Genomic DNA, 19,271 nt, shown 5'->3' on the forward strand with positions numbered 1-19,271 from the left:
GGTCAGGCGGCCGGCTTGAACTCGATGTGCAGCTCGCTGAGCCCGCGCATGATGAACGTCGGCTCGTAGGTGTAATGGCGATCCTCGGCCGGGCCGTGGTGCTCGGTGGAGATCGTGATGTCGGACATCCGGTCCAGGACCCGGTTCAGCGATATCCGGCCCTCCGCGCGCGCCAGCGGGGCCCCCGGGCAGGAGTGCACGCCCCGGATGAACGCGATCTGCTCGCGGACATTCGCGCGGTCGGGCTGGAAGGTGTTGGGATCGGCGAACTTACGTTCATCGCGGTTGCACGCACCGGGTAGCACCATGACGGTGGTTCCGGCCGGCACGTCGACGGCACCGACACTGGTGGTCCGGCTCGCCATCCGGAAGTGCGATTTGACCGGGCTCTCCATGCGCAGCGTCTCTTCGAGGAACGACGGAATCCGGCTGCGGTCGTCGCGCAGCATTGTCTCGAATCCCGGGTTGTCCGCGATGAACCGGACCGCCGAACTCACCAGCTTCGTCGTCGTCTCGGTGCCCGCGGCGAACAGGAACGTCGACAGGTTCATCACGTCTTCGATGTCGGGCGTCGATCCGTCCTCGTACTTGGCCTGGGCGAGGCCGGTCAGTACGTCGTCGCGCGGCCTGCGCCTGCGATCCTCGATGTAGGCGTAGAACTTGTCGTTGAGCCACTGCAGGGGATTGTGTGTGGTCGGTGCCTCCTTGCCGAGCTCGCCGACGGTCTCCAGGGCGAAGGCTGCCTTGAACTCCTCGTGGTCCTCGCCGGGTACGCCCAGTAGATCCGCGATGACCAACAGCGAGAACGGCTTTGCGTAATCGGCCAGGAACTCGGCCGAACCGCGGGCGACGAACGTGTCGAGCTGCTGATCGGCCAGCCGCCACATGAAGTCCTCGTTCTCCTTGAGGCGCTTGGGCGTGATCAGCTTGTTCATCAGACCGCGGGTCCGGGTGTGCAGCGGGGGATCCTGCGACGTGATGTGCTCGGCCATCGGCACCTGGCCGCGGTGTTGCTCGATCAGGTCCGAGACGTCGTCGCTCTCCCCCGGGCCGAACGGCATCCCACTGAAAGGTCCCGCGACCGAAACACACGACGAGAATGCCGGGTCCCGGTATACGGCGAGTGCTTCGTCGTAGCCGGTGACGGCGAGTACGTTGAACGGGGTGGCCTGGGAGACCGGACATTTGGCTCGCAGATGATCGAAGTACGGATACGGATCGGGCACCAGGGATGCGTCGGTGAAGAAGTCCACTGTCTCGAAGTCGGTCATCTCAGGCTCCTGTCTTCTCCGCGAGCAGACGCAAACCTGCCCCAAATCACGCCATTTCGTGCAGTTTTGCGTCTGCTCACCAAAGGTGTCATCCGAACAGCACCGGTAGCGACGTCGGCGACCGGAAGACCTGCCCGCGGATGTGTGGGTCGCCTCCGTCCGGGTCCAACCGGAGATCGGGCAATCGGTCCAGCAGCAGGTTGACGGCGGTCCGCATTTCGAGGCGGGCAAGGTGCATGCCCAGACACACGTGCACGCCGTGGCCCCAGCCCAGATTGCCCTTGGCGGTGCGGAAGATGTCGAACTCGTCCGGGTCGGGCCACCGGTCCTCCTGTCGGTTCGCCGAGCCGAGCATCGGCATCACCGAACAGCCTTCGGGGATGTGTACCCCACCGAGCTCGGTATCGCAGGTGGTGGTGCGGGTGATGGTCAGCAGCGGCGGATTCCAGCGCACCGCTTCCTCGATCGCCTGGGGCAGCAGCGACCGGTCGGCGCGGACGGCATCGAGCTGCGTGGTGTCCGAGAGCAACGCGAACAACAGATTGCCCAACGACCGGTACGTGGTCTCCACGCCGGCGGGCAACAGCAATCGGAGGAATGAGAAGATCTCGTCGTCTGTCAGCTTTTCGCCGTCGATCTCGGCCTCGGCGAGCAGGCTGATCATGTCTTCTTTCGGCTCGGCACGCCGGGCCTGCAGGATCGGTGCGAAGTACTCGCACAGCGCGGCCGACGCCGCCAGCCCGCGCTCGGGGTTCATGATCCAACTCAGCAGCGAGATGGACCAGCGCTGGAACTGCGGATAGTCCTGCTCCGGCAGTCCCAGCAATCCGGCGATGATCCGGCTCGGATAGTCGAAGGTGAATGCCTTGACCAGGTCGACCTTGCCGTCGGCGGCGAACTTGTCGATGAGCTCGTTGGCGACGCGTCCCACCAGCTCGTCTTCCCAACGCGCCAAGGCTTTTTGCGAGAACGCCTTCGACACCAGCGAACGGAGCCGGCCGTGCACCGGTTCGTCCATGCCCAGCATCACACGCTCGCCGAGCACCGGGCCGAATGCCGCGATGACACCCGACGACGAGAACGTCAGGTTGTCGCGCAGCATCTGCTGGGCGTCCTCGTAGCGGTAGACGATAAACACCGGCTTGCCCTGCTCCCCCGGCATCGCCGACATGTCGATCCGCTGGATCGGCTCCTCGCGCCGAAGCCTGGCCAGTTCCGGATAGGGGTCCCGGACGTCGCCCGAGACGGCATCGTCGAACGAGCCGAAGTCCTCCAGGTCGTCAAATAGCTGCGACAAAAGCTCTCTCCTCCTAACCGGCCGGATACGCGACGGATTTGATCTCCGTGTACTGCTCGAATCCGGCGATACCGTTCTGGCGCCCGACGCCGCTGTCCTTGTAGCCGCCGAACGGGGTGTCTGCTCCATAACCGGCTGTCCCGTTGAGCCCGATGAATCCGGCGCGCAGTCGGCGCGCCACGGACAGCGATCGCTCCAGCGAGCCCGACATGACGTTGCCGGCGAGCCCGTACGGGCTGTCGTTGGCGATGCGGATCGCATCCTGCTCGTCCTCGTAGGGAATGACCACCAGAACCGGTCCGAAGATCTCTTCCCGGGCGATCGTCATGGAGTTGTCCACGTCGGTGAAAAGTGTTGGGTTGACCCAGAATCCCTTGCTGAATTGCTTCGGCGCATCGAGGGTGCCGACGAGCAGCGTGGCTCCTTCGTCGACGCCTTTCCTGATGTAGCCCAGAATCCGGGCCTGCTGCTTGGCCGAGATCACCGGGCCGCAGATGGTTGCGGGATCCTGTGGGTCGCCGGCGCCGATGCTCTCGTAGATGGCCTTCAAGATCGCGACGCCCTCGTCGTAACGGGAGCGCGGCAACAGCATTCGGGTGGGAGCGGCACAGCCCTGCCCGGCATGCATGAGCGGGCCGATACCGATTAACAATGCGGAGTTGAACGCTGTGTCATCCAAGTCCTCCAAGACAATCGTCGCCGACTTCCCACCGAGCTCGAGGAACAGCCGCTTCATCGTCGCGGCACCCTTCTCCATGATCCGCTTGCCCACGGCCGTCGAGCCGGTGAACGAGATCATGTCGACCTTGGGTGACAGGGTGAGCTCCTCGCCGACAAGGTGATCCGATGCGGTGACGACATTCACCACTCCGGCCGGAATGTCGGTGTTCTCGGCGATGAGCCGGCCGAGCCGCGTCGCGTTGAACGGGGTGTCCGGGGCCGGCTTGAGCACCACGGTGTTGCCGGTGGCCAGCGCCTGCCCCAGCTTGTTGATGGTCACCTCGAACGGAAAGTTCCACGGCGTGATGGCCCCCACGACCCCGACCGGCTCGTGCCAGACCTTGCGCGTGGTGTTGACGCCGGTGACGGAGACGACGGTGTCCCCGAGATCGGTTTCCCACGGGAAGGTTTCGATGAGCCGGGCCGGATATCTCAGTCCGTCGGCGAAGGGAGCGTCGAGTTGTGGGCCGTGGGTGACGGCCCGCGGAGCCCCGACTTCGGCGATGAGCTCCTCACGCAACTGCTCCAGCTCGCCCTCGATCGCGTCGTGCAGCTGTTCGAGGCACCGCTTGCGGAATTGGTGGTCGGTGGACCAATTCGTCTCGTCGAAAGACCGGCGGGCGGCGTCGATGGCGCGGTTCATGTCGGCCGCCGACGCGTCCGAAACCTCCCCGAGCACCTCTTCGGTCGCCGGGTTGATGTTGGTGAAGGTGCCCGCGGCACCGTCGACCAGCTTGCCGTCGACGAGCATTCTGGCCTCGAAGTCAGCCATGACCGGCGCCTTTCCCTCGAAGTGCGCCGAACCGCGGGATGCCCATCATCAGCCGGGTCATCTGGTGCAGCGCGGATGACGGCAGTAACCGGTTGGCGATCAACAACATTCGGGCATCGGAACCGACGGCCGTCTTGACGAACGGTTTTGAGGTGTCGAGTGCCCCGGCCAGGCCGGCGGCGAACGTTTCGGGCGACTTCGCCGCACGCTTCATCATGGCCCGCCCACGTTTGTCCATCGTGCGGTGGTGCGGGGCGTACGGTCCGTCCAGGTCGCGATCGTCCGTCGTGCCCGCGTCGGTGATGATCTCGGTGTCGTAGGTCCCGGTGACCAGGATGGTGACGCCGATCCCGAACGGCGCGACCTCCCCCGCCATCGCCTCGCCCCACCGCTCAAGTGCGCCCTTGACCGCCGAGTACGGTGCGGTTGCCGGCATTCCACGCACCCCCGCGGCGCTCGAGATCAGCACGATGCGGCCGCGGCCCGCGCTCCGCATGGACGGCAGAAGAGCTTTCGTGAGCGCCACCGGGCCGAAGACGTTCGTCGCGAACATCCGCTCCCACAGCTCCGGCGAGGTCTCCTCGACCATTCCGGCCGCCGAGATGCCTGCGTTGTGCACCAACGCATCCGGCGCGCCGACCGCCTCGTCGATCGACTTCGCGGCCGCCGAGATCGAGGCAGCATCCATCAGGTCGAGCTGGACCCCGATCAGCCTGTCGTCGTCCTCACCGGCGCCCGTCGCCTCGCGCAGCAGCGGTAGGCCCTTCTCCGGTGTCCGCATCGCGGCCACCACGCGCCACCCCTCGCGATAAAGGCGCGCGGCCGAGGCGAACCCGAGTCCCCGGGAGGCCCCGGTGATGACGACAGAGCGGGGCTCATCCATCCTGCTTCTCCGATGCGCATCGGTTGCTCTTCGAGCCCAGCTCGACGTCGGGGTTGCGGGCCGGCCCCTGCTGCCAGGTGGACCACTTGCCCACCGAGTACGGGCCCTCGGCTCCGTTCGCCCGGTAGTACCCCTGCGGGTCATAGATCTTCGCCTCGGGGTACGGCCAAGGGCAGGCCACCGAGGTGGCCAACCCACTGGCCTTGATCGCCCAGAACCAGCCGCCGTAGGCGAAGTACGAGACGTTGATGATCGCGAACATCACCAGGAACGTGCCGAGGACCGGCTTCGACGGAAAGAGCTTCGCCTTCGCGGCGAGCTTCTCCGCCACCGACTTTCCCGTGTCGTCGCGATAGACGAGGATGGCGGCCGGGATCATCACAAAGGTCACCGACAGCGATTCCCAGATCAGTGGGAACTGGAAGGTGCTGCCGGGGAACAACGTGCCGAACGGGATCGCCTGCGAATAGATGTAGAGCCCGGTCCGCACCAGGCTCACTTCCAGGATGGCGTCGAAGATGAAGCCGATCACGAGCACCAGGCCGCCCAGGCTGATGAGCGGATGTCGCGCGACGAACGCCTCCGGACCGTGCTTGGCCTGCAACTTGCGCAGGATCCAGACGGCCGGGAAGTACGGCCCGAAGTAGAACAGGACGTAGCCGAACACGATGAACGGTTCCACCGTGGGCGACATCATGATCAGGTACCAGTTCTCTGGCCAGTGCAGCAGCATCGGGTTGTACACCGCGAACGGCGACCAGTTCATGATCGGGTCCTGCCAGACGATCAGCGTCGTGCACAGAACCATGAGCAGCACCGGACTGCCGGGGTTGCGCCGCCAGCCCACGATGAACATGACGGTGAACACCACGACGATGATCACGGCGCCCACCTGCGGGATGATCTGCCAGTGATCGAACGCGGTCAGGAATCCGACCGGACGTGGCCGCCCCTCGACGTTCGGGTTGGCCACCCGCGGGTCGACATCTGTGCGGCCGACCGCGGCGAACAGGCCGAGGAATCCGAGCCAGGCGAGCAGGGCGATCACCCGACCCCAGTTCGGGCGCTTGCGTTCCGGCGCTTCGACCCGGGTGTCCGGGGAGGATTCCTGCGTCGTCATGACGCGTCCGCCCCGAAGCGGTCGACCAGGTGCGAATTGATGCCGTCTTCATCGAGGGTCCGGGCAACCAGATACCCCGCACCCATCCACGCGCGACGGGTCCACTTACCCAGAGACACCCGGGTTCCGGGAGCTCCGGAGGCGGCGGGCATCATCTTCACCCGCTCGAGTGCCTCTTTGACGCCGCGCGGGCTCAGCGGGTGCGCATCCGTGAAGGCGCGCACGAGCGTGGCGGCGACGTCGTGGTTGACCACCGACACGCAGTACTCGGGGCGACTCCCGTTGTACCGCTTCGCATATCGATCGAGCCACGCCTGTCCGACCGGGTTGCCCTCGTCGTACTGATCCACTCCGACCCAGCCCAGGAACGCGTTCCACATGATCGGGTTGACCCATGCGTTCTGGAACGCGGTGGTGGTGAAGCGCGGCGGATCCCACTCGACGGCCTCGAGTGCCGGGTTGATGAAGACGATGCCGAAACCGAAGCCGAGGTGCACGATCGCCTCGGCCTTCGCGTCGTGCAGGGTGCTCACCGCGGCGTTGATGTCCTGGGCGGTCTGTGCGATACCGGCTTCGGCGACGATCCGAATCCCCTTGCGGGCACAGGCGCTCCGCAGATTCTTCAGATAGCTCTCACCGATGAGGTTCTGCTCGACGAGTACGCCGATCTCGGTCAGACCGCGCTTGGCGACCAGGTCCGCGAGAAAGATGGGCTCGTCGGTCATCGAACCCTGGGGGAAGGCAAACGTCCACTCACCGAGCCAGTCGTCGGTGCCCGTGACGCTGATGGCCGGCACCTTGAAGCGGTCCTCGATCGCTTCCCGCAACGGCACGCAGTTGTCGGTGATGTTCGGCCCGAACACCACCAGGCAGCCCTCGTCCACGAGTTCGCCATAGGCGTCGATCACCGCCTTCACCGAACCCTTCGGCAGCCCTTCCACCTCGCGGTAGATCATCTGCACGCCCCGGTCCATCAGGCCCTGCTCGACCGCCTCCTCGAACACCAGGTCAAAAGTCTGGGTGAACGATGCCCGCAGTTCGTCCGGGAAGCCGGGAGGCAAGGTGAAGTCCATCAGGTAGCCGACCTTGACGGGCTCTGCGGTGCTCTCGTACGACATCTGTCCTCCCGTGGTGCGGCGTCCGTCGCGGCAAGCGCGCCTGAAACCTAATATTTGTTCTGAACGTAACGAGGGCAGCAGTACCTCGTCAATCACCCGGCGCAGATCCGCCCAGGTAGACGTCGATTAACTCGTGCAGACCGCGATTCACCGCAACGTCGTCGGTGAGCGGTCCGGCAACCGCCACCCGGGCCGCCAGGGCCATCGGTAGCCCCGCGGCGACCAGGCGACCGGCCGCGATGAGCACCCGGGTCGAGGCGACTTCGCGCAGGCCACCCACCTCCAGGCGCCGGACGGCTTGTCCGAACCGCACCAACTCGGCAGCGGTGGACCGATCCACCCCCGCCTCGTCGGCGATGATGCCCTCTTCGACGTCCGGATCGGGAAAACCGAACTCGATGGCCACCATCCGCTGCCGCGTCGAATCCTTGAGGTCTTTGAGAACGCTTTGGTATCCCGGGTTGTAGGACATGACCAGGCCGAATCCCGGCGCCGCCTCGAGCGTGACGCCGAGACGCTCGATCGGGAGCTGACGCCGGTAGTCGGACAGCGGGTGCAGCACCACGGTGGTGTCCTGACGGGCCTCGACCACCTCGTCCAGGTAACAGATCGCCCCCTCGCGCACGGCGCGGGTCAGCGGGCCGTCCACCCAGACCGTCTCGTCGCCGCGCAGCAGATACCGCCCGACGAGATCGGCGGTGGTGAGGTCGTCGTGGCACGCCACGGTGATCAGCGGGCGCCCCAGGTCGTACGCCATCGCCTCGACGAAACGGGTCTTGCCGCATCCGGTCGGGCCCTTGAGCAACAGCGAGAGGCCTTGGCGGTAAGCCGCCTTGAACACCGTCTCCTCGTCGCCGACGGGCGTGTAATACGGACGCGCGGCCGGCCCATCCGATTTTGCGCCGTTCCGGTAAGCGAGACCCGGCTCGTTGGCCATCGACACACCTTTCGTCGCACCCGCCACGCTGCGGTACCGATCGGAGCCTAGCCGGAACAGATGTTTGTTTTCAACCATCGGGACGAGTTCGTCGATTGGGCGAGGATCCCGCCAATGACATTCTGGGACTTGGCATCACCCGATTGACGGAGTCCTCAGGACACCCGTCGACGGACCTCACCCGAGCGGATCGCCGAGTGGAACAGCGGTCCGATGACACCGGCGAGCTGGTCCGGGCTGGCGATGGTGGCATGTGCAGCACTGCCGAACACCCTGCGTAGGGCGTCCACGTCGGTACTGGCGCCGATGGTCAGACAGACACAGCCGGTGCCGCGGTGCCGAGCCTCGGTCAAGGCGCGTCTGGCATCGGCGGCACCGTACGCCCGTTCATAGCCGTGGTCGTACGCGAGCCCATCCGACAACACGACCAGCAGGCGCCGGGAGGTGCCACCCCGCTCCTCCAACACCGCCGACCCGTGCCGGATGGCCGCCCCCAGTCGCGAATATGCACCGGGCGCAAGGCTGTTCAGCCTACGGATCGCCTGCGCGTCCAGGTGGTCGTCGAACCGTTTGACCGGAACCATCGCCACCGCCGAACGGCCCTGCGAGTAGCACGCATACAGCGAAACCCGGTCGCCCAGGTCATGTAGCGCCACCATCAGATGGGCTGCCGCCGCGCGCTGCTGTTCGTGCACCGTGCGCCCCGCAGTGCCCGGCTCCGCGGTCGACCCGGAGACATCTAGCAGCAGCAGGACCGACAGATCCCGGCGGCGGCGCAGGCTGTCCAGGTAGACGGCCTCGTCGGGCACCGATCCGGCTCGCACCTCGACGCGCGCCTCGAGCGCGGCGTCGAGGTCGATATCGTCGCCCTGAGGCTGGCGATGGCGCCGATGCAACCCCATGCCGAGCCGTGCCAGCGGGCGCCGCACACTGATCGCATCCTCGATCCGCTGGGTCGCGTGTGCCTTGATCTTCGGTTCTGTCTCGCGGACGGTGCACCAGTCGAGCCGGTAAATCCTGCGCTCGGCGTTCCACTCCGGATACTTCACTCCGTCGGTCTTGACGTCGACGACTTCCTCCGACGACACCGTGGCCAGCGACGAAACGGCGTGGGCCCCGCGTTTCGTCGAGTCGGTACGGTGCGTCGGCGAGTCGGCACCCGGCGGTCCCCCGCCGTTGCCACCGGTCTTGCGCGTCGATGACAACAACTTCTTGAGCCACTTACCGATGGGCCCGCCGCCACCGACCGGGCTGGAGAACAGATCGGGCTCATCGGAGTCGTCCCAGTTGTCGGGGTCGTCGTCCTCCAATTCCTCGAGCTCGCGGGCAACCTCCCGCCTCGGCACATGACCGACCGACCGTTGATCTGCCGGCTTCGCCGCCGCGCACGCCGCCAGGACTTTCCTGGCCTGGATCACCCCGAAACCCGCAGGCGGGTCTGGCAGTGGGGCGGATCCCTGCGCGATCGCCAGCGAGGTCGCAGCCGAATCGCCGAACGCACCGATTCCTCGATCCGCCAAAGCACCAAGGGATTTCGGCAGCAGGGCCTCGTTGACCAACAGTGCCCGGTGGCCCTCGACCGCCAGATAGCGCTTGGCCAGCCGCCGATTACGGAGTGCGCCCACCACATCGGGATCCAGACTGCCCGCCGCAATCAGCGATGCCTGCACGGCGACCGATTCGACCTGACGCCGCGTGGGTCCGTCGAGGTCGATGAACAAGGTCCGACCGTCGGTCCACGGAGCGGCCCCAGGGTCGGTCGCGGTCACCCCGACCTGGCGCCCAGCGAGCGCGGACGCCAGCATGCCCAGCCCGGAGAGCCGTCCGCCGTCACCGCCACCGTCAGCAGCCACCCGCTTCCTCCGATTCCCACCCTGAAGCGTTGACCAAATATCTGTTCAACCGTAGAGTTCGGCCGGACCGGAAGTCAATCGCACGAGGCTGAGAAGTGCGTGAGTTCGAGGCGGCACGGGGACTGTTCCCGAACGGTTCCAGAAACGAATAGGTAAGGGTTACACAGTGATTGACTTCAGGGGCCAGGTCGCCGTCGTGACGGGTGCCGGACGCGGACTGGGCCGGGTCTACGCGCTCGAACTGGCGAGGCGTGGCGCCGCTGTGGTGGTCAACGACCTCGGCGGCACGATGGCGGGCCGGGGTTACGACGCCGCAGTCGCCGATCAGGTCGTCGAGGAAATCACGGCCGCCGGCGGCACCGCGGTGGCGTCCTACGATTCGGTCGACAGCCCCGAGGGTGGCGAGGCGATCGTGCGTACGGCCGTCGACCGGTTCGGTCGGCTCGACGCCGTGGTCAGCAATGCGGGCATCTTCGACAGCATTCCGTTCGATGAGCTGTCGGCCGAGGACTGGCGCCGCATGCTGAGCGTCCATCTCGACGGCGGCTTCTATCTCGCGCAGCCTGCCTACCGCCTGATGAAGCGCCAAGGCTACGGCCGGTTCGTCTTCATCGCCTCGTCCGCCGGGATGTTCGGCCAGCATCTGGAGGCGCACTACGCCGCGGCCAAGGCCGGGCTGGTCGGGCTCACCAACGTGATCGCGCTCGAAGGCGCACCGCACGGGATCATGGCCAACACCGTGCTGCCCTTCGGCATCTCGCGAATGGTCACCGAAACACTGGCTGATCCGAAAGCCATGGAGGACAACGGGTTCTTCACCGCGATCCGGCCGGAGCTCGTCGCGCCGCTGGTGGTGTACCTGGCCAGCCGGGACTGCGGTTTCAGCCACCAGAACCTTTCGGCCTGCGCCGGCCGTTATGCCCGCGTGTTCGTCGGATTGGGCAAGGGCTGGATGGCGCCACCGGACAGCGACCCGAGCGCCGACGACATCGCCGCTCATCTGTCGGACGTCACCGCGACCGATCCGTTCACGGTGCCCGGCTCGATCTACGACGAGGTGTTCGAGGTGAGCGCACGCCTGAGCGTCGCCCCGTGATTCGGGCGAACCGGTTGTCGTCGGTCCGCTCGGCGCCACCTCCCGCACGCCCGGGTGCCGATGCTCCCCCGCCACGTACGGCGACGCACGATCCCCAGGTCACCAGGGCTATTCTGGTAGCCTCACCAAATATTGGGTCAGGTCCGTGACCCGAAACGTATGACGGGAGCCGGCAATCATCGAGGAGCCGCTGTGGGCCGTCCCCAGGTAACGCCTGGGGAGCGCAGGACGCTCAAGCGCACCCCAGGTCGCGCAACCGACGCCGGCCCCACAGCTGAGGATCGCACCCGCCGCACCGAGATCCTCCAGACCGCGGCATCGTTGATCGCCACGTCGGGCCTCCGCACGTCGCTGCAGGAGATCGCGGACGCGGCCGGAATCCTGCCGGGCAGCCTCTACCACCACTTCGAATCCAAAGAAGCGATCCTGGTGGAACTGCTCGAGCGGTATCACGAGGATCTCGATCGCATCGCCGAGCAGGCGCAGAGCCGGCTGGACGGCCCCGATCCGGCGTCACCGTTCGACCGTATCGCCGAACTCGGCGCGGACATCGCGCGCTGCGCCGTCGCGCACCGGGCGGCGCTTCAGATGTCGTTCTACGAGAGCCCCAGTTCCAACCCCGAGCTCATCGCGCTGGCACAGCGTCGGCCGACAGCCACCCTCGAGGCCATGCAGCAGACGCTGCGGGCCGCCCGCTGGAGCGGCTACCTGCGGGCCGACGTCGACCTGGCCGTGCTGGCCGACCGGATCTGCCAGTCGATGCTGCAGGTGGGCCTCGATGTCATGCGGCACAACGCCGCCCCCGAGAAGGTCGCCACCCTCCTCTGCCGAATCCTGCTGGAAGGCCTGTCCACCGGCCACCCCACCGATGCCGACCTCGATCGCTCTCCGGCGTTCCTGGCGGCAGACGACGTGGTGCAGAGCTGGATCGCCGAACCTGGGTCCGAGGCCGACGACAAGACCACCCACATCCGCGCGGTAGCCCGGGCCGAGTTCGGCCGGCGCGGCTACGAGGGCACGACCGTGCGGGACATCGCCTCGGCGGCCGGCATGGGCACCGGCACCGTGTATCGGCTCATCGGCTCCAAGGACGAACTGCTCGCGGCGATCATGCAATCCTTCGGCGAGAAGATCGCGGTCGGCTGGAACGGTGTCCTGAGCTCCGAGGGCACCGTGATCGAGAAGCTCGATGCGCTGAGTTGGATCCACACCAATGCACTGGACCAATTCGGAGACGAGTTCCGGATCCAGCTGGCCTGGATGCGTCAGTCACCGCCGGACACGCCCAACCCCGGCTGGTTGTTCACGCAGCGCGTCAAGCAGGTGAAAGCCCTTCTTGCCGAAGGGATCAAGGCAGGCGAAATCAGCATCGACAGCCCCTCCAACGAGATTCTGGCCCGGTCAATCATCGGCGTGGGGTGGATACCGGAGAACATCCTGCGGCAGCTGGGCACGCGGGCCTCGCAGATCCACGTCCGGGACACCAGTCTGCGCGGCGTGATCGTGCACTAGCCCCGCTTGCCTCGGCGCTGTCCGTTCCTTTCACGCCACGTCGTCACGCCAGAGTGGCTCTCGAACGCGAGAGCCACTCCCGCGTGACAGTGCAGATTTCGGGCGCCGAAGGCGCCACGGCACTCAGCGGCGAGGCAGACCGAGCACCTGGGTGGCAATGATGTTGCGCTGAATCTCCGACGTGCCACCGGCGATGGTGCCGCCGAAGCTGCGGGCATAGCGTTCGAACCAGCTGGCGAAATAGTGGTCGAGGTTCATGTGCTCGTACGGCCCCGTGGTGGTCGGGTGGATCAGCCCATCCGGCCCGGCCGCGGCCAGCGCATTCTCGAAAGCGTTACGCTCGGCCTCGGAACCGAACAGCTTGAGCACCGACACCGACGCGGTGTCCGCCTCACCACGCGAGGCCTTGGCCAGCGCCGCGGATCCCATGGCGCGCAAGGCCTGGTAGTCCATGATCGTGGTGGCGTACTGGTCACGCTCCAACTCGGTGCGCGGATGGAAGTCGGCCAGCATGTTGTCGATTCGGTCCGCGAAACCCAGCCACATCATCGTGCGCTCGTGCCCGAGTGAACCGTTGGCCACCCCCCAGCCACCGTTGAGCGGGCCGACCAGGTTCTCGGCGGGCACCCGCGCGTCGGTGAAGAAAACCTCGTTGAAGTCGAGGTTCTCCTCGCCGGTCATGTCGGCGAACGGCCGGCACACCACACCGGGGGTGTCGGTCGGGATGATCAGGACGCTGATTCCTTTGTGTTTCGGCGCATCCGGGTCGGTACGTACGAAGGTCAGCAGCCAATCAGCGTCGTGCGCCCCCGAGGTCCAGACCTTCTGTCCGTTGACCACGAACTGGTCGCCATCGAGAACAGCGCGGGTCCGTAGTGAAGCCAGATCGGATCCCGCACTCGGCTCGCTCATGCCCAGCGACGCAGTCTTCTCGCCACGCAGCACCGGCACGGCCCACCGCTGCTTCTGCTCGTCGGAACCGAACGTAAGCAGCGATGCCGCAATGATATTGACGCCCTGCGGGTTGAAACTGTGGTAGATCCGGCGCCGGCACAGTTCGTCGAGGTGGACGAAGGTCTGGACCACCGTGGCGTTGCGGCCACCGAACTCGGGCGGCTGAGCCGGCAGCAGCCAGCCATTGTCGAACAGCAAGCGCTGCCAGTCGCGAGCCCACTGCGGCATATGCGAAACCGAACGCGGACGCTCGAGTGTCTGGGCTTCCGACGGGAGATTGGCATCGAGGAACGCGGAGAACTCGGCCCGGAACTCCTCGACGTCGGAATCGTATGTCAGCTGCATGTCACAGTCCCCTGTAGGTCGTGCGGTACTCGGCGGCGATCGTCGCGCGATGCTCGGCGGCGCCGCCCAGCAGCAGCTCACCGGCCTTCGCGCGCTTCAACGCGAACTGCACGTCGTTCTCCCAGGTGAACCCCATCGCGCCGAACAGCTGCAGGCCGTGGCGGAACACGATCGCCTGGCATTCGCCCGCAGATGCCTTGGCCATCGCCGACGCCAGCCGCCGGCGCGGGTCGTCAGCGGCGATGGTCAGCGCAGCGAAATACGCTAGCGCCCGGGCTCTTTCGATGGCGACGTGCATGTCGACGGCCTTGTGCTGCACGGCCTGGAACGATCCGATGGCCACCCCGAACTGCTGGCGCTGTTTGACGTGTTCGAGCGCCAGGTCCAGGACTCGCTGGCAGGCACCGACCATCGTGATAGCCATTCCGGTCAGCGCCAGGTGGCGCGCCTTCTCGGTGTCGACGTGAATACGGTCCGTGTCGTCGACATGCACGTTGTGGAACGACACCTCGGCGACGTGGAGCACCGGATCGAAGATCGGGCTGCGCTTGACGGCAACCTTGGTCGCGTCGACGAGGAACACGCCGCCGTCGGTCACCACGGCCAGGTTCTGGGCCCGGTCGCCGTCGAGGACGTGATGGGCGGTTCCGGTCAGCACCCAGCCGGTGGCATCCCGGGTGGCGGTCACACCGCCGTACACCGCAGTGCCGGCCTTGGCCGGGTCGAACCGGTCCCCGGCCAGCGGCGCGTACTGCGTCATGGTCGCCAGGTACGGCGTCAGGTCCGTAGCCCGGCCGAGTTCCTCGAGCACGATCGCGAGCTCCACCGCATTCGGCTCGGTGAGTTCGGTCCAGCCCTGGTCGATATAGCTCTGCCAGAGCGGTGCCGGATCGACACCCTGCTCGGCCACCTCTCGGACCAGCGTGGCCGGGCACTGTTTGGTCACCGCGTCGCGCACGGTGTCCTGCCATAGTCGCTGATCGGCATCGAATTCGAGTAGCACCCCGCCGCCTCCTGCTGCATGTCGTAACCGAAGTGAGAATAGCATTCTCTTTTGGTGGTTCGTCCTTCTCCTGCAGCAAGTAGCGATTCTCTCGGGCGCTCCGCTAAGCGAATGACCAGCACCGGCGCTTACCTGCGAGGAAAGGTTGAGATGCTCTGAGAACTATGTTCTTGCCATAGAAGAATATGGATCTAGACTGACTGTAGGGTCCGGCGTAGGAAGCGCGCCGTCAACAGTGCGCGCCCCGCTCTGCCGGACGAACATCGGAGGACAGGTCTTGGCCATAGAGCAATCTGACGGGACGCGCGTTCCCGTCATTGACGCGAGCGTGCACGTCTTCTTCGGCTCGAACAAAGACCTGCGGCAGAACTTCTTGAAGGAACCGTTCGCCAGCCGCGGCTTCCCCGACTACGAGATGAACTGGTATGGCGCACCGGGTGGTGAGTACGCAAAGGGCACAAAGGGGCCCGACCGCCAGTACCCCGGCTCCGATCCCGACGTCGCCGCGCAACACTTGTTCGCCGATCGGGGCGTCGACGTCGCGATCCTGCATCCGATGACCCGCGGCATCATGCCGGATCGTCACCTCGGGACCGCGATCGCCGCCGCGCACAACGCGATGATGGTGACCCGGTGGCTCGAGCACGACGCACACGGCGAGCGGTTCCGCGGCACCATCCGGGTCAACCCGGACGACATCGTCGGCGCCCTGCGCGAGATCGACAAGTACAAGGACCACCCGCGCGTGGTGCAGATCGGCATCCCGATGCAGTCGCGCGAACTCTATGGCAAGCCCCAGTTCTGGCCCTTGTGGGAAGCTGCGGCCGAAGCCGGCCTGCCGGTGGCCGTTCACATCGAAGGCGGGGCGGGCATCCAGTTCGCGCCGACGCCGTCGGGCAAGACCCGGACGTATGAGCAGTACCTGGGGTTCATGGCGCTCAACTACATCTATCACCTGATGAACATGATCGCCGAGGGCGTGTTCGAACGGACACCGAGCCTGAAGTTCGTCTGGGCCGACGGCGCCGCCGATCTGCTGACGCCGTTCATGTGGCGGATGGATTGCTTCGGCCGCCCCCATCTCGAGCAGACGCCGTGGGCACCCAAGATGCCCAGCGATTATCTACCCGGCCACGTGTACTTCGTCCAGGGCGCGCTCGACGGCCCCGGTGACACCGAATTCGCCGGCGAATGGATGAGCTTCACCGGCAAGGAAGACATGGTGATGTTCGGCTCCAGCTATCCGCACTGGCAGCTGAACGAGCCGGCGGTCCCCGGCGCGTTCAGCACCGAGCAGCGCGACAAGTTGTTGTGGCGCAACGCCGCCGAGCTGTACGGCCTGCAGGAGCTGTTCACGAACTCCGGTTCCACGTCCGCGGTTGCGGCACAGTAGAGGCACGCGAGGGAGACCTGATGACCATCACCGAGCCCATCACGACGAACCCACGGGTGGCCGCGGCCGAGCGGATCGCGGTCCGGTGCGTCGACTCCGACGTGCATCCCATGCCGCGGCGTGGCGAGCTGATCGAGTACATCCCCGAACCGTGGCGCAGCAAGTATTTCTTGAGCCACAAGGTCGGCGAGCAGATCTACTACGACGCACCGGATTACGCCCACGCGTATGCGATGCGCGTGGACGCATTCCCGCCAGACGGCGAATTCGCCTGCAGTGACCCAGATATGGCCCTGCGTCAACTCATCATGGAGGCCGGCTCCGACATTGCCATTCTGGAGCCGACACACTCGGAGCACCGCCTGGGCGAGGCGACCGCGGCGTACTGCACGGCCACCAATCTGTGGCTGGCCAACCACTGGCTGGACAGTCACAACAACTGGCACGAACGCTGGCGCGGATCGGTCTGTGTGGCCATCGAGGAACCGCACCTGGCGGTGTCCGAGATCGAGCAGTGGGCCGAACACCCGTACATGGCACAGGTGCTGATCAAGGCCGAGCCGCGGCCGTCGTGGGGTGATCCGAAGTACGACCCGATCTGGGCGGCGGCCACCAAGCACGACATCACCGTGAGCTGCCATCTGTCCCGCGGTGAATACGAAACCCTACCGACGCCACCGGTGGGGCTGCCGAGCTACAACCACGACTTCATGGTCAGCTACTCGTTGCTGGCGGCGAATCAGGTGATGAGCCTGATCTTCGACGGGGTCTTCGACCGGTTCCCGACGCTGCGCATCGTGTTCGTCGAGCACGCGTTCACCTGGATCCTGCCGTTGATGTGGCGCATGGACGCCATCTACCAGGCCCGCAAGAGCTGGATGGACATCAAGCGCAAGCCCAGCGAATACGTCAAGGACCACATCAAGTTCACCACCCAGCCGCTGGACTACCCCGAGGACAAGACCGAGCTGTCCCGAGCCTTCGAATGGATGGAATGCGAGAAAATCCTGCTGTATTCCAGCGATTACCCGCACTGGACCTTCGACGATCCCCGCTGGCTGGTCAAGCACCTGCCCGAGCACGCGCGTGAGGCCATCATGTTCCGCAACGGGATCGAGACGTACAAGCTGCCCGAGACCGTCCCGGTGCTCGAGGGACAGGTCAGGGTGTTCTGAGATGGCCGAACCGGAGAAGCCCAAGCGGCTCGCGCAAGGCCGCGAACACGTGGTGGCCACCGTCGACGAGATCCCGCCCGGGACACACAAACTGGTACCGATCGGGCGGCACGGCGTCGGTGTGTACAACGTCAACGGCACGTTCTACGCGATCGCCAACTACTGCCCGCACGAGGGCGGACCGCTCTGCTCGGGCCGGGCTCGGGGCCGCACGATCGTCGACGAGGGCGTGCCCGGCGACGCGGTGATGGTGCGCGACAAGGAGTTCATTTATTGCCCGTGGCACCAGTGGGGTTTCGAGCTGGCAACCGGCACCACCGCGGTGAAGCCCGAATGGAGTATCCGCACCTATCCGGTCCGGGTGGTTGGAGATGATGTGTTGGTGATGGCATGAGCGAGCTCGCGAGCGAATCAACGGTTCTGGCAGCAGTTCCGCAACTCAAGCCCGGCGAGAAGGCCATGGAGATCAACGGCGGCAACGTCGTCTACGAAATCCTCGGCGAAACAGGTGATTTCATCGCCCTGACCCCCGGCGGCCGGTTCAGCAAGGATATTCCAGGGCTACGACCGCTGGCCGAAGCCCTGGTCGAGGGCGGCTACCGGGTGCTGCTGTGGGACCGGCCCAACTGCGGCAAGTCCGATGTGCAGTTCTACGGGCAGAGCGAATCGCACATGCGGGCCGAGACGCTCTACCGGCTCATCACCGCCCTGGGAATCGGGCCGTGCTTCATCCTCGGCGGTTCCGGCGGTGCGCGGGACTCGATGCTGACCACCATGCTGTACCCGGAGATCGTGCGAAAGCTGGTGGTGTGGAACATCGTCGGTGGCGTGTACGGGTCCTTCGTCCTCGGCGGCCATTATGTCACGCCGAGCATCCTGGCGGTCCGGGGCCTCGGCATCGAAGGGCTGCTCAATGTGCCGGAGTGGCGCGAGCGGATCGCGGAGAACCCCGCCAACCGGGAGCGCCTCCTCGATCTCGACGCCGACGAGTTCCTCAAGGTCATGCTGCGCTGGCTCAACGCGTTCGTCTCCAAGCCCGGCCAGACCATCCCCGGCGTGCCCGACGAGATGTTCGACAACATCACCGTGCCGACACTGATCATCCGAGGCGGTGAGAACGACTGGGATCACCCCAAGCGCACCTCCCTCGAAGTGAGCTGTCTGATCAAGGGCTCCAAGCTGATCGATCCGCCGTGGCCTGAGGACGCCTGGGAACGCGCCGGCGAGCGGTTCGCCCAGAGCGGCGGGAAGACGTTCTGCCTGTTCGACACCTGGGTGCAGGCCGCCCCCGCGATCCTCGACTTCCTGAGGTCCTCATGAGGGTGGCGAGCACAGTCCTGTCGCCTTCACACCGTCCGGATGTGCACCTCGCAGTTCAGCGAAGCCTCCAGGGCGGTGTGGATGCGGCTTTCCGGGATGCGTGCCAGATCAGACCGGTCCAGGGTCACCGTCACCACGTCCCAGCCGTCGCCGTCGACAGACCGGCTGACTTCGCCCGTCACGCCGAATCCGGCCAGCACGCCGCGGACGTCGTCGTCGGTGCCACGGCTGACGAAGGTGACCACCCCGGCGGCCGGGCTGGTGCCAAACGCCTTGGCGCACAGCTCCATCACGATGGCCTGCAACTCTGGTGCGTTCTCGCCGGCGATCAGCACCTCGACTTCGCGGCGATGCGCGGGCAGTCCGGAGAGCTCATTGTTCAGCACCTCGGCGCCGCGCTCACCCAGCAACTCACGAAGTGTTGCCATGCCGTCGGATAGCTGCTTGGCCCCGAGCTCACCGGCCGGGTCCACTCCGACGCGCACCACCGCAGTTCTCATGC

17 protein-coding genes are annotated in these 19,271 nt (G+C 65.9%); 6 read left to right on the top strand and 11 right to left on the bottom strand.

Annotated elements, in window-relative coordinates:
- Positions 1-2: 2 nt before the first annotated feature.
- From BN4332_RS11125 to BN4332_RS11160, 8 genes are all read right to left on the bottom strand, one after another.
- Complete coding sequence (locus BN4332_RS11125; RefSeq protein WP_066898491.1) at positions 3-1,271, bottom strand: cytochrome P450; 1,269 nt, start codon at positions 1,269-1,271, stop codon at positions 3-5.
- A gap of 88 nt (positions 1,272-1,359) precedes the next feature.
- On the bottom strand, positions 1,360-2,568 hold the full coding sequence (locus BN4332_RS11130) for a cytochrome P450 (protein WP_066898492.1): 1,209 nt from the start codon (positions 2,566-2,568) through the stop codon (positions 1,360-1,362).
- A gap of 13 nt (positions 2,569-2,581) precedes the next feature.
- Complete coding sequence (locus tag BN4332_RS11135) at positions 2,582-4,060, bottom strand: aldehyde dehydrogenase family protein (protein ID WP_066898493.1); 1,479 nt, start codon at positions 4,058-4,060, stop codon at positions 2,582-2,584.
- On the bottom strand, positions 4,053-4,943 hold the full coding sequence (locus BN4332_RS11140) for an SDR family oxidoreductase (protein ID WP_066898494.1): 891 nt from the start codon (positions 4,941-4,943) through the stop codon (positions 4,053-4,055). Before BN4332_RS11140 ends, BN4332_RS11135 begins: the two co-directional genes overlap by 8 nt.
- The gene (locus BN4332_RS11145) at positions 4,936-6,063 is read right to left on the bottom strand and encodes a spirocyclase AveC family protein (RefSeq protein ID WP_066898495.1); all 1,128 of its coding nucleotides are present in this window, start codon (positions 6,061-6,063) and stop codon (positions 4,936-4,938) included. The genes BN4332_RS11140 and BN4332_RS11145 overlap by 8 nt, the downstream gene beginning before the upstream one ends.
- Positions 6,060-7,181, bottom strand: a complete 1,122-nt coding sequence (locus BN4332_RS11150) for an ABC transporter substrate-binding protein (RefSeq protein ID WP_066898496.1) — start codon at positions 7,179-7,181, stop codon at positions 6,060-6,062. Before BN4332_RS11150 ends, BN4332_RS11145 begins: the two co-directional genes overlap by 4 nt.
- 88 nt (positions 7,182-7,269) lie before the next feature.
- Positions 7,270-8,118, bottom strand: a complete 849-nt coding sequence (locus BN4332_RS11155) for a CbbQ/NirQ/NorQ/GpvN family protein (RefSeq protein ID WP_066898585.1) — start codon at positions 8,116-8,118, stop codon at positions 7,270-7,272.
- A gap of 155 nt (positions 8,119-8,273) precedes the next feature.
- Entirely contained in the window at positions 8,274-9,923 is a 1,650-nt protein-coding gene (locus BN4332_RS11160; RefSeq protein WP_084459243.1) for a nitric oxide reductase activation protein NorD, read from the bottom strand.
- Between the two features lie 214 nt (positions 9,924-10,137).
- Here BN4332_RS11160 and BN4332_RS11165 point away from each other — a divergent pair, with 214 nt between their 5' ends.
- Complete coding sequence (locus tag BN4332_RS11165; protein ID WP_066898498.1) at positions 10,138-11,067, top strand: SDR family NAD(P)-dependent oxidoreductase; 930 nt, start codon at positions 10,138-10,140, stop codon at positions 11,065-11,067.
- A 192-nt stretch (positions 11,068-11,259) separates the two neighbouring features.
- Positions 11,260-12,579, top strand: a complete 1,320-nt coding sequence (locus tag BN4332_RS11170; RefSeq protein ID WP_066898499.1) for a TetR/AcrR family transcriptional regulator — start codon at positions 11,260-11,262, stop codon at positions 12,577-12,579.
- Between the two features lie 123 nt (positions 12,580-12,702).
- Here the strand turns inward: BN4332_RS11170 and BN4332_RS11175 are convergent, their stop codons facing one another.
- The gene (locus BN4332_RS11175) at positions 12,703-13,878 is read right to left on the bottom strand and encodes an acyl-CoA dehydrogenase family protein (protein WP_066898500.1); all 1,176 of its coding nucleotides are present in this window, start codon (positions 13,876-13,878) and stop codon (positions 12,703-12,705) included.
- Between the two features lies 1 nt (position 13,879).
- Positions 13,880-14,881, bottom strand: a complete 1,002-nt coding sequence (locus tag BN4332_RS11180; protein ID WP_066898501.1) for an acyl-CoA dehydrogenase family protein — start codon at positions 14,879-14,881, stop codon at positions 13,880-13,882.
- 277 nt (positions 14,882-15,158) lie between these two features.
- Between BN4332_RS11180 and BN4332_RS11185 the strand changes: the two genes are divergently transcribed.
- Genes BN4332_RS11185 through BN4332_RS11200 form a run of 4 tightly spaced genes read left to right on the top strand, consistent with a single transcriptional unit; the run spans position 15,159 to position 18,769 of the window.
- Complete coding sequence (locus BN4332_RS11185) at positions 15,159-16,274, top strand: amidohydrolase family protein (protein ID WP_066898586.1); 1,116 nt, start codon at positions 15,159-15,161, stop codon at positions 16,272-16,274.
- A gap of 20 nt (positions 16,275-16,294) precedes the next feature.
- A complete protein-coding gene (locus BN4332_RS11190) occupies positions 16,295-17,449 on the top strand; it encodes an amidohydrolase family protein (RefSeq protein ID WP_066898502.1) in 1,155 nt (384 codons plus the stop codon).
- A gap of 1 nt (position 17,450) precedes the next feature.
- A complete protein-coding gene (locus BN4332_RS11195; protein WP_066898503.1) occupies positions 17,451-17,843 on the top strand; it encodes a Rieske (2Fe-2S) protein in 393 nt (130 codons plus the stop codon).
- On the top strand, positions 17,840-18,769 hold the full coding sequence (locus BN4332_RS11200) for an alpha/beta fold hydrolase (RefSeq protein ID WP_066898504.1): 930 nt from the start codon (positions 17,840-17,842) through the stop codon (positions 18,767-18,769). The genes BN4332_RS11195 and BN4332_RS11200 overlap by 4 nt, the downstream gene beginning before the upstream one ends.
- Positions 18,770-18,795: 26 nt before the next feature.
- Here the strand turns inward: BN4332_RS11200 and BN4332_RS11205 are convergent, their stop codons facing one another.
- Complete coding sequence (locus BN4332_RS11205; protein WP_066898505.1) at positions 18,796-19,269, bottom strand: hypothetical protein; 474 nt, start codon at positions 19,267-19,269, stop codon at positions 18,796-18,798.
- Positions 19,270-19,271 lie beyond the last annotated feature (2 nt).

Origin of the sequence: Mycolicibacterium houstonense (assembly GCF_900078665.2) — a bacterium.
Lineage (GTDB): Bacteria > Actinomycetota > Actinomycetes > Mycobacteriales > Mycobacteriaceae > Mycobacterium > Mycobacterium houstonense.

Excerpts from the sequence above, each read along its gene's own strand:
- BN4332_RS11140 (WP_066898494.1), bottom strand. The coding sequence starts at position 4,943 with ATGGATGAGCCCCGCTCTGTCGTCATCACCGGGGCCTCCCGGGGACTC.
- BN4332_RS11155 (WP_066898585.1), bottom strand. The coding sequence starts at position 8,118 with ATGGCCAACGAGCCGGGTCTCGCTTACCGGAACGGCGCAAAATCGGAT.
- BN4332_RS11190 (WP_066898502.1), top strand. The coding sequence starts at position 16,295 with ATGACCATCACCGAGCCCATCACGACGAACCCACGGGTGGCCGCGGCC.
- BN4332_RS11205 (WP_066898505.1), bottom strand. The coding sequence starts at position 19,269 with ATGAGAACTGCGGTGGTGCGCGTCGGAGTGGACCCGGCCGGTGAGCTC.
- BN4332_RS11125 (WP_066898491.1), bottom strand. The coding sequence starts at position 1,271 with ATGACCGACTTCGAGACAGTGGACTTCTTCACCGACGCATCCCTGGTG.
- BN4332_RS11145 (WP_066898495.1), bottom strand. The coding sequence starts at position 6,063 with ATGACGACGCAGGAATCCTCCCCGGACACCCGGGTCGAAGCGCCGGAA.
- BN4332_RS11175 (WP_066898500.1), bottom strand. The coding sequence starts at position 13,878 with ATGCAGCTGACATACGATTCCGACGTCGAGGAGTTCCGGGCCGAGTTC.
- BN4332_RS11195 (WP_066898503.1), top strand. The coding sequence starts at position 17,451 with ATGGCCGAACCGGAGAAGCCCAAGCGGCTCGCGCAAGGCCGCGAACAC.
- BN4332_RS11160 (WP_084459243.1), bottom strand. The coding sequence starts at position 9,923 with ATGCTGGCGTCCGCGCTCGCTGGGCGCCAGGTCGGGGTGACCGCGACC.
- BN4332_RS11150 (WP_066898496.1), bottom strand. The coding sequence starts at position 7,181 with ATGTCGTACGAGAGCACCGCAGAGCCCGTCAAGGTCGGCTACCTGATG.
- BN4332_RS11135 (WP_066898493.1), bottom strand. The coding sequence starts at position 4,060 with ATGGCTGACTTCGAGGCCAGAATGCTCGTCGACGGCAAGCTGGTCGAC.
- BN4332_RS11200 (WP_066898504.1), top strand. The coding sequence starts at position 17,840 with ATGAGCGAGCTCGCGAGCGAATCAACGGTTCTGGCAGCAGTTCCGCAA.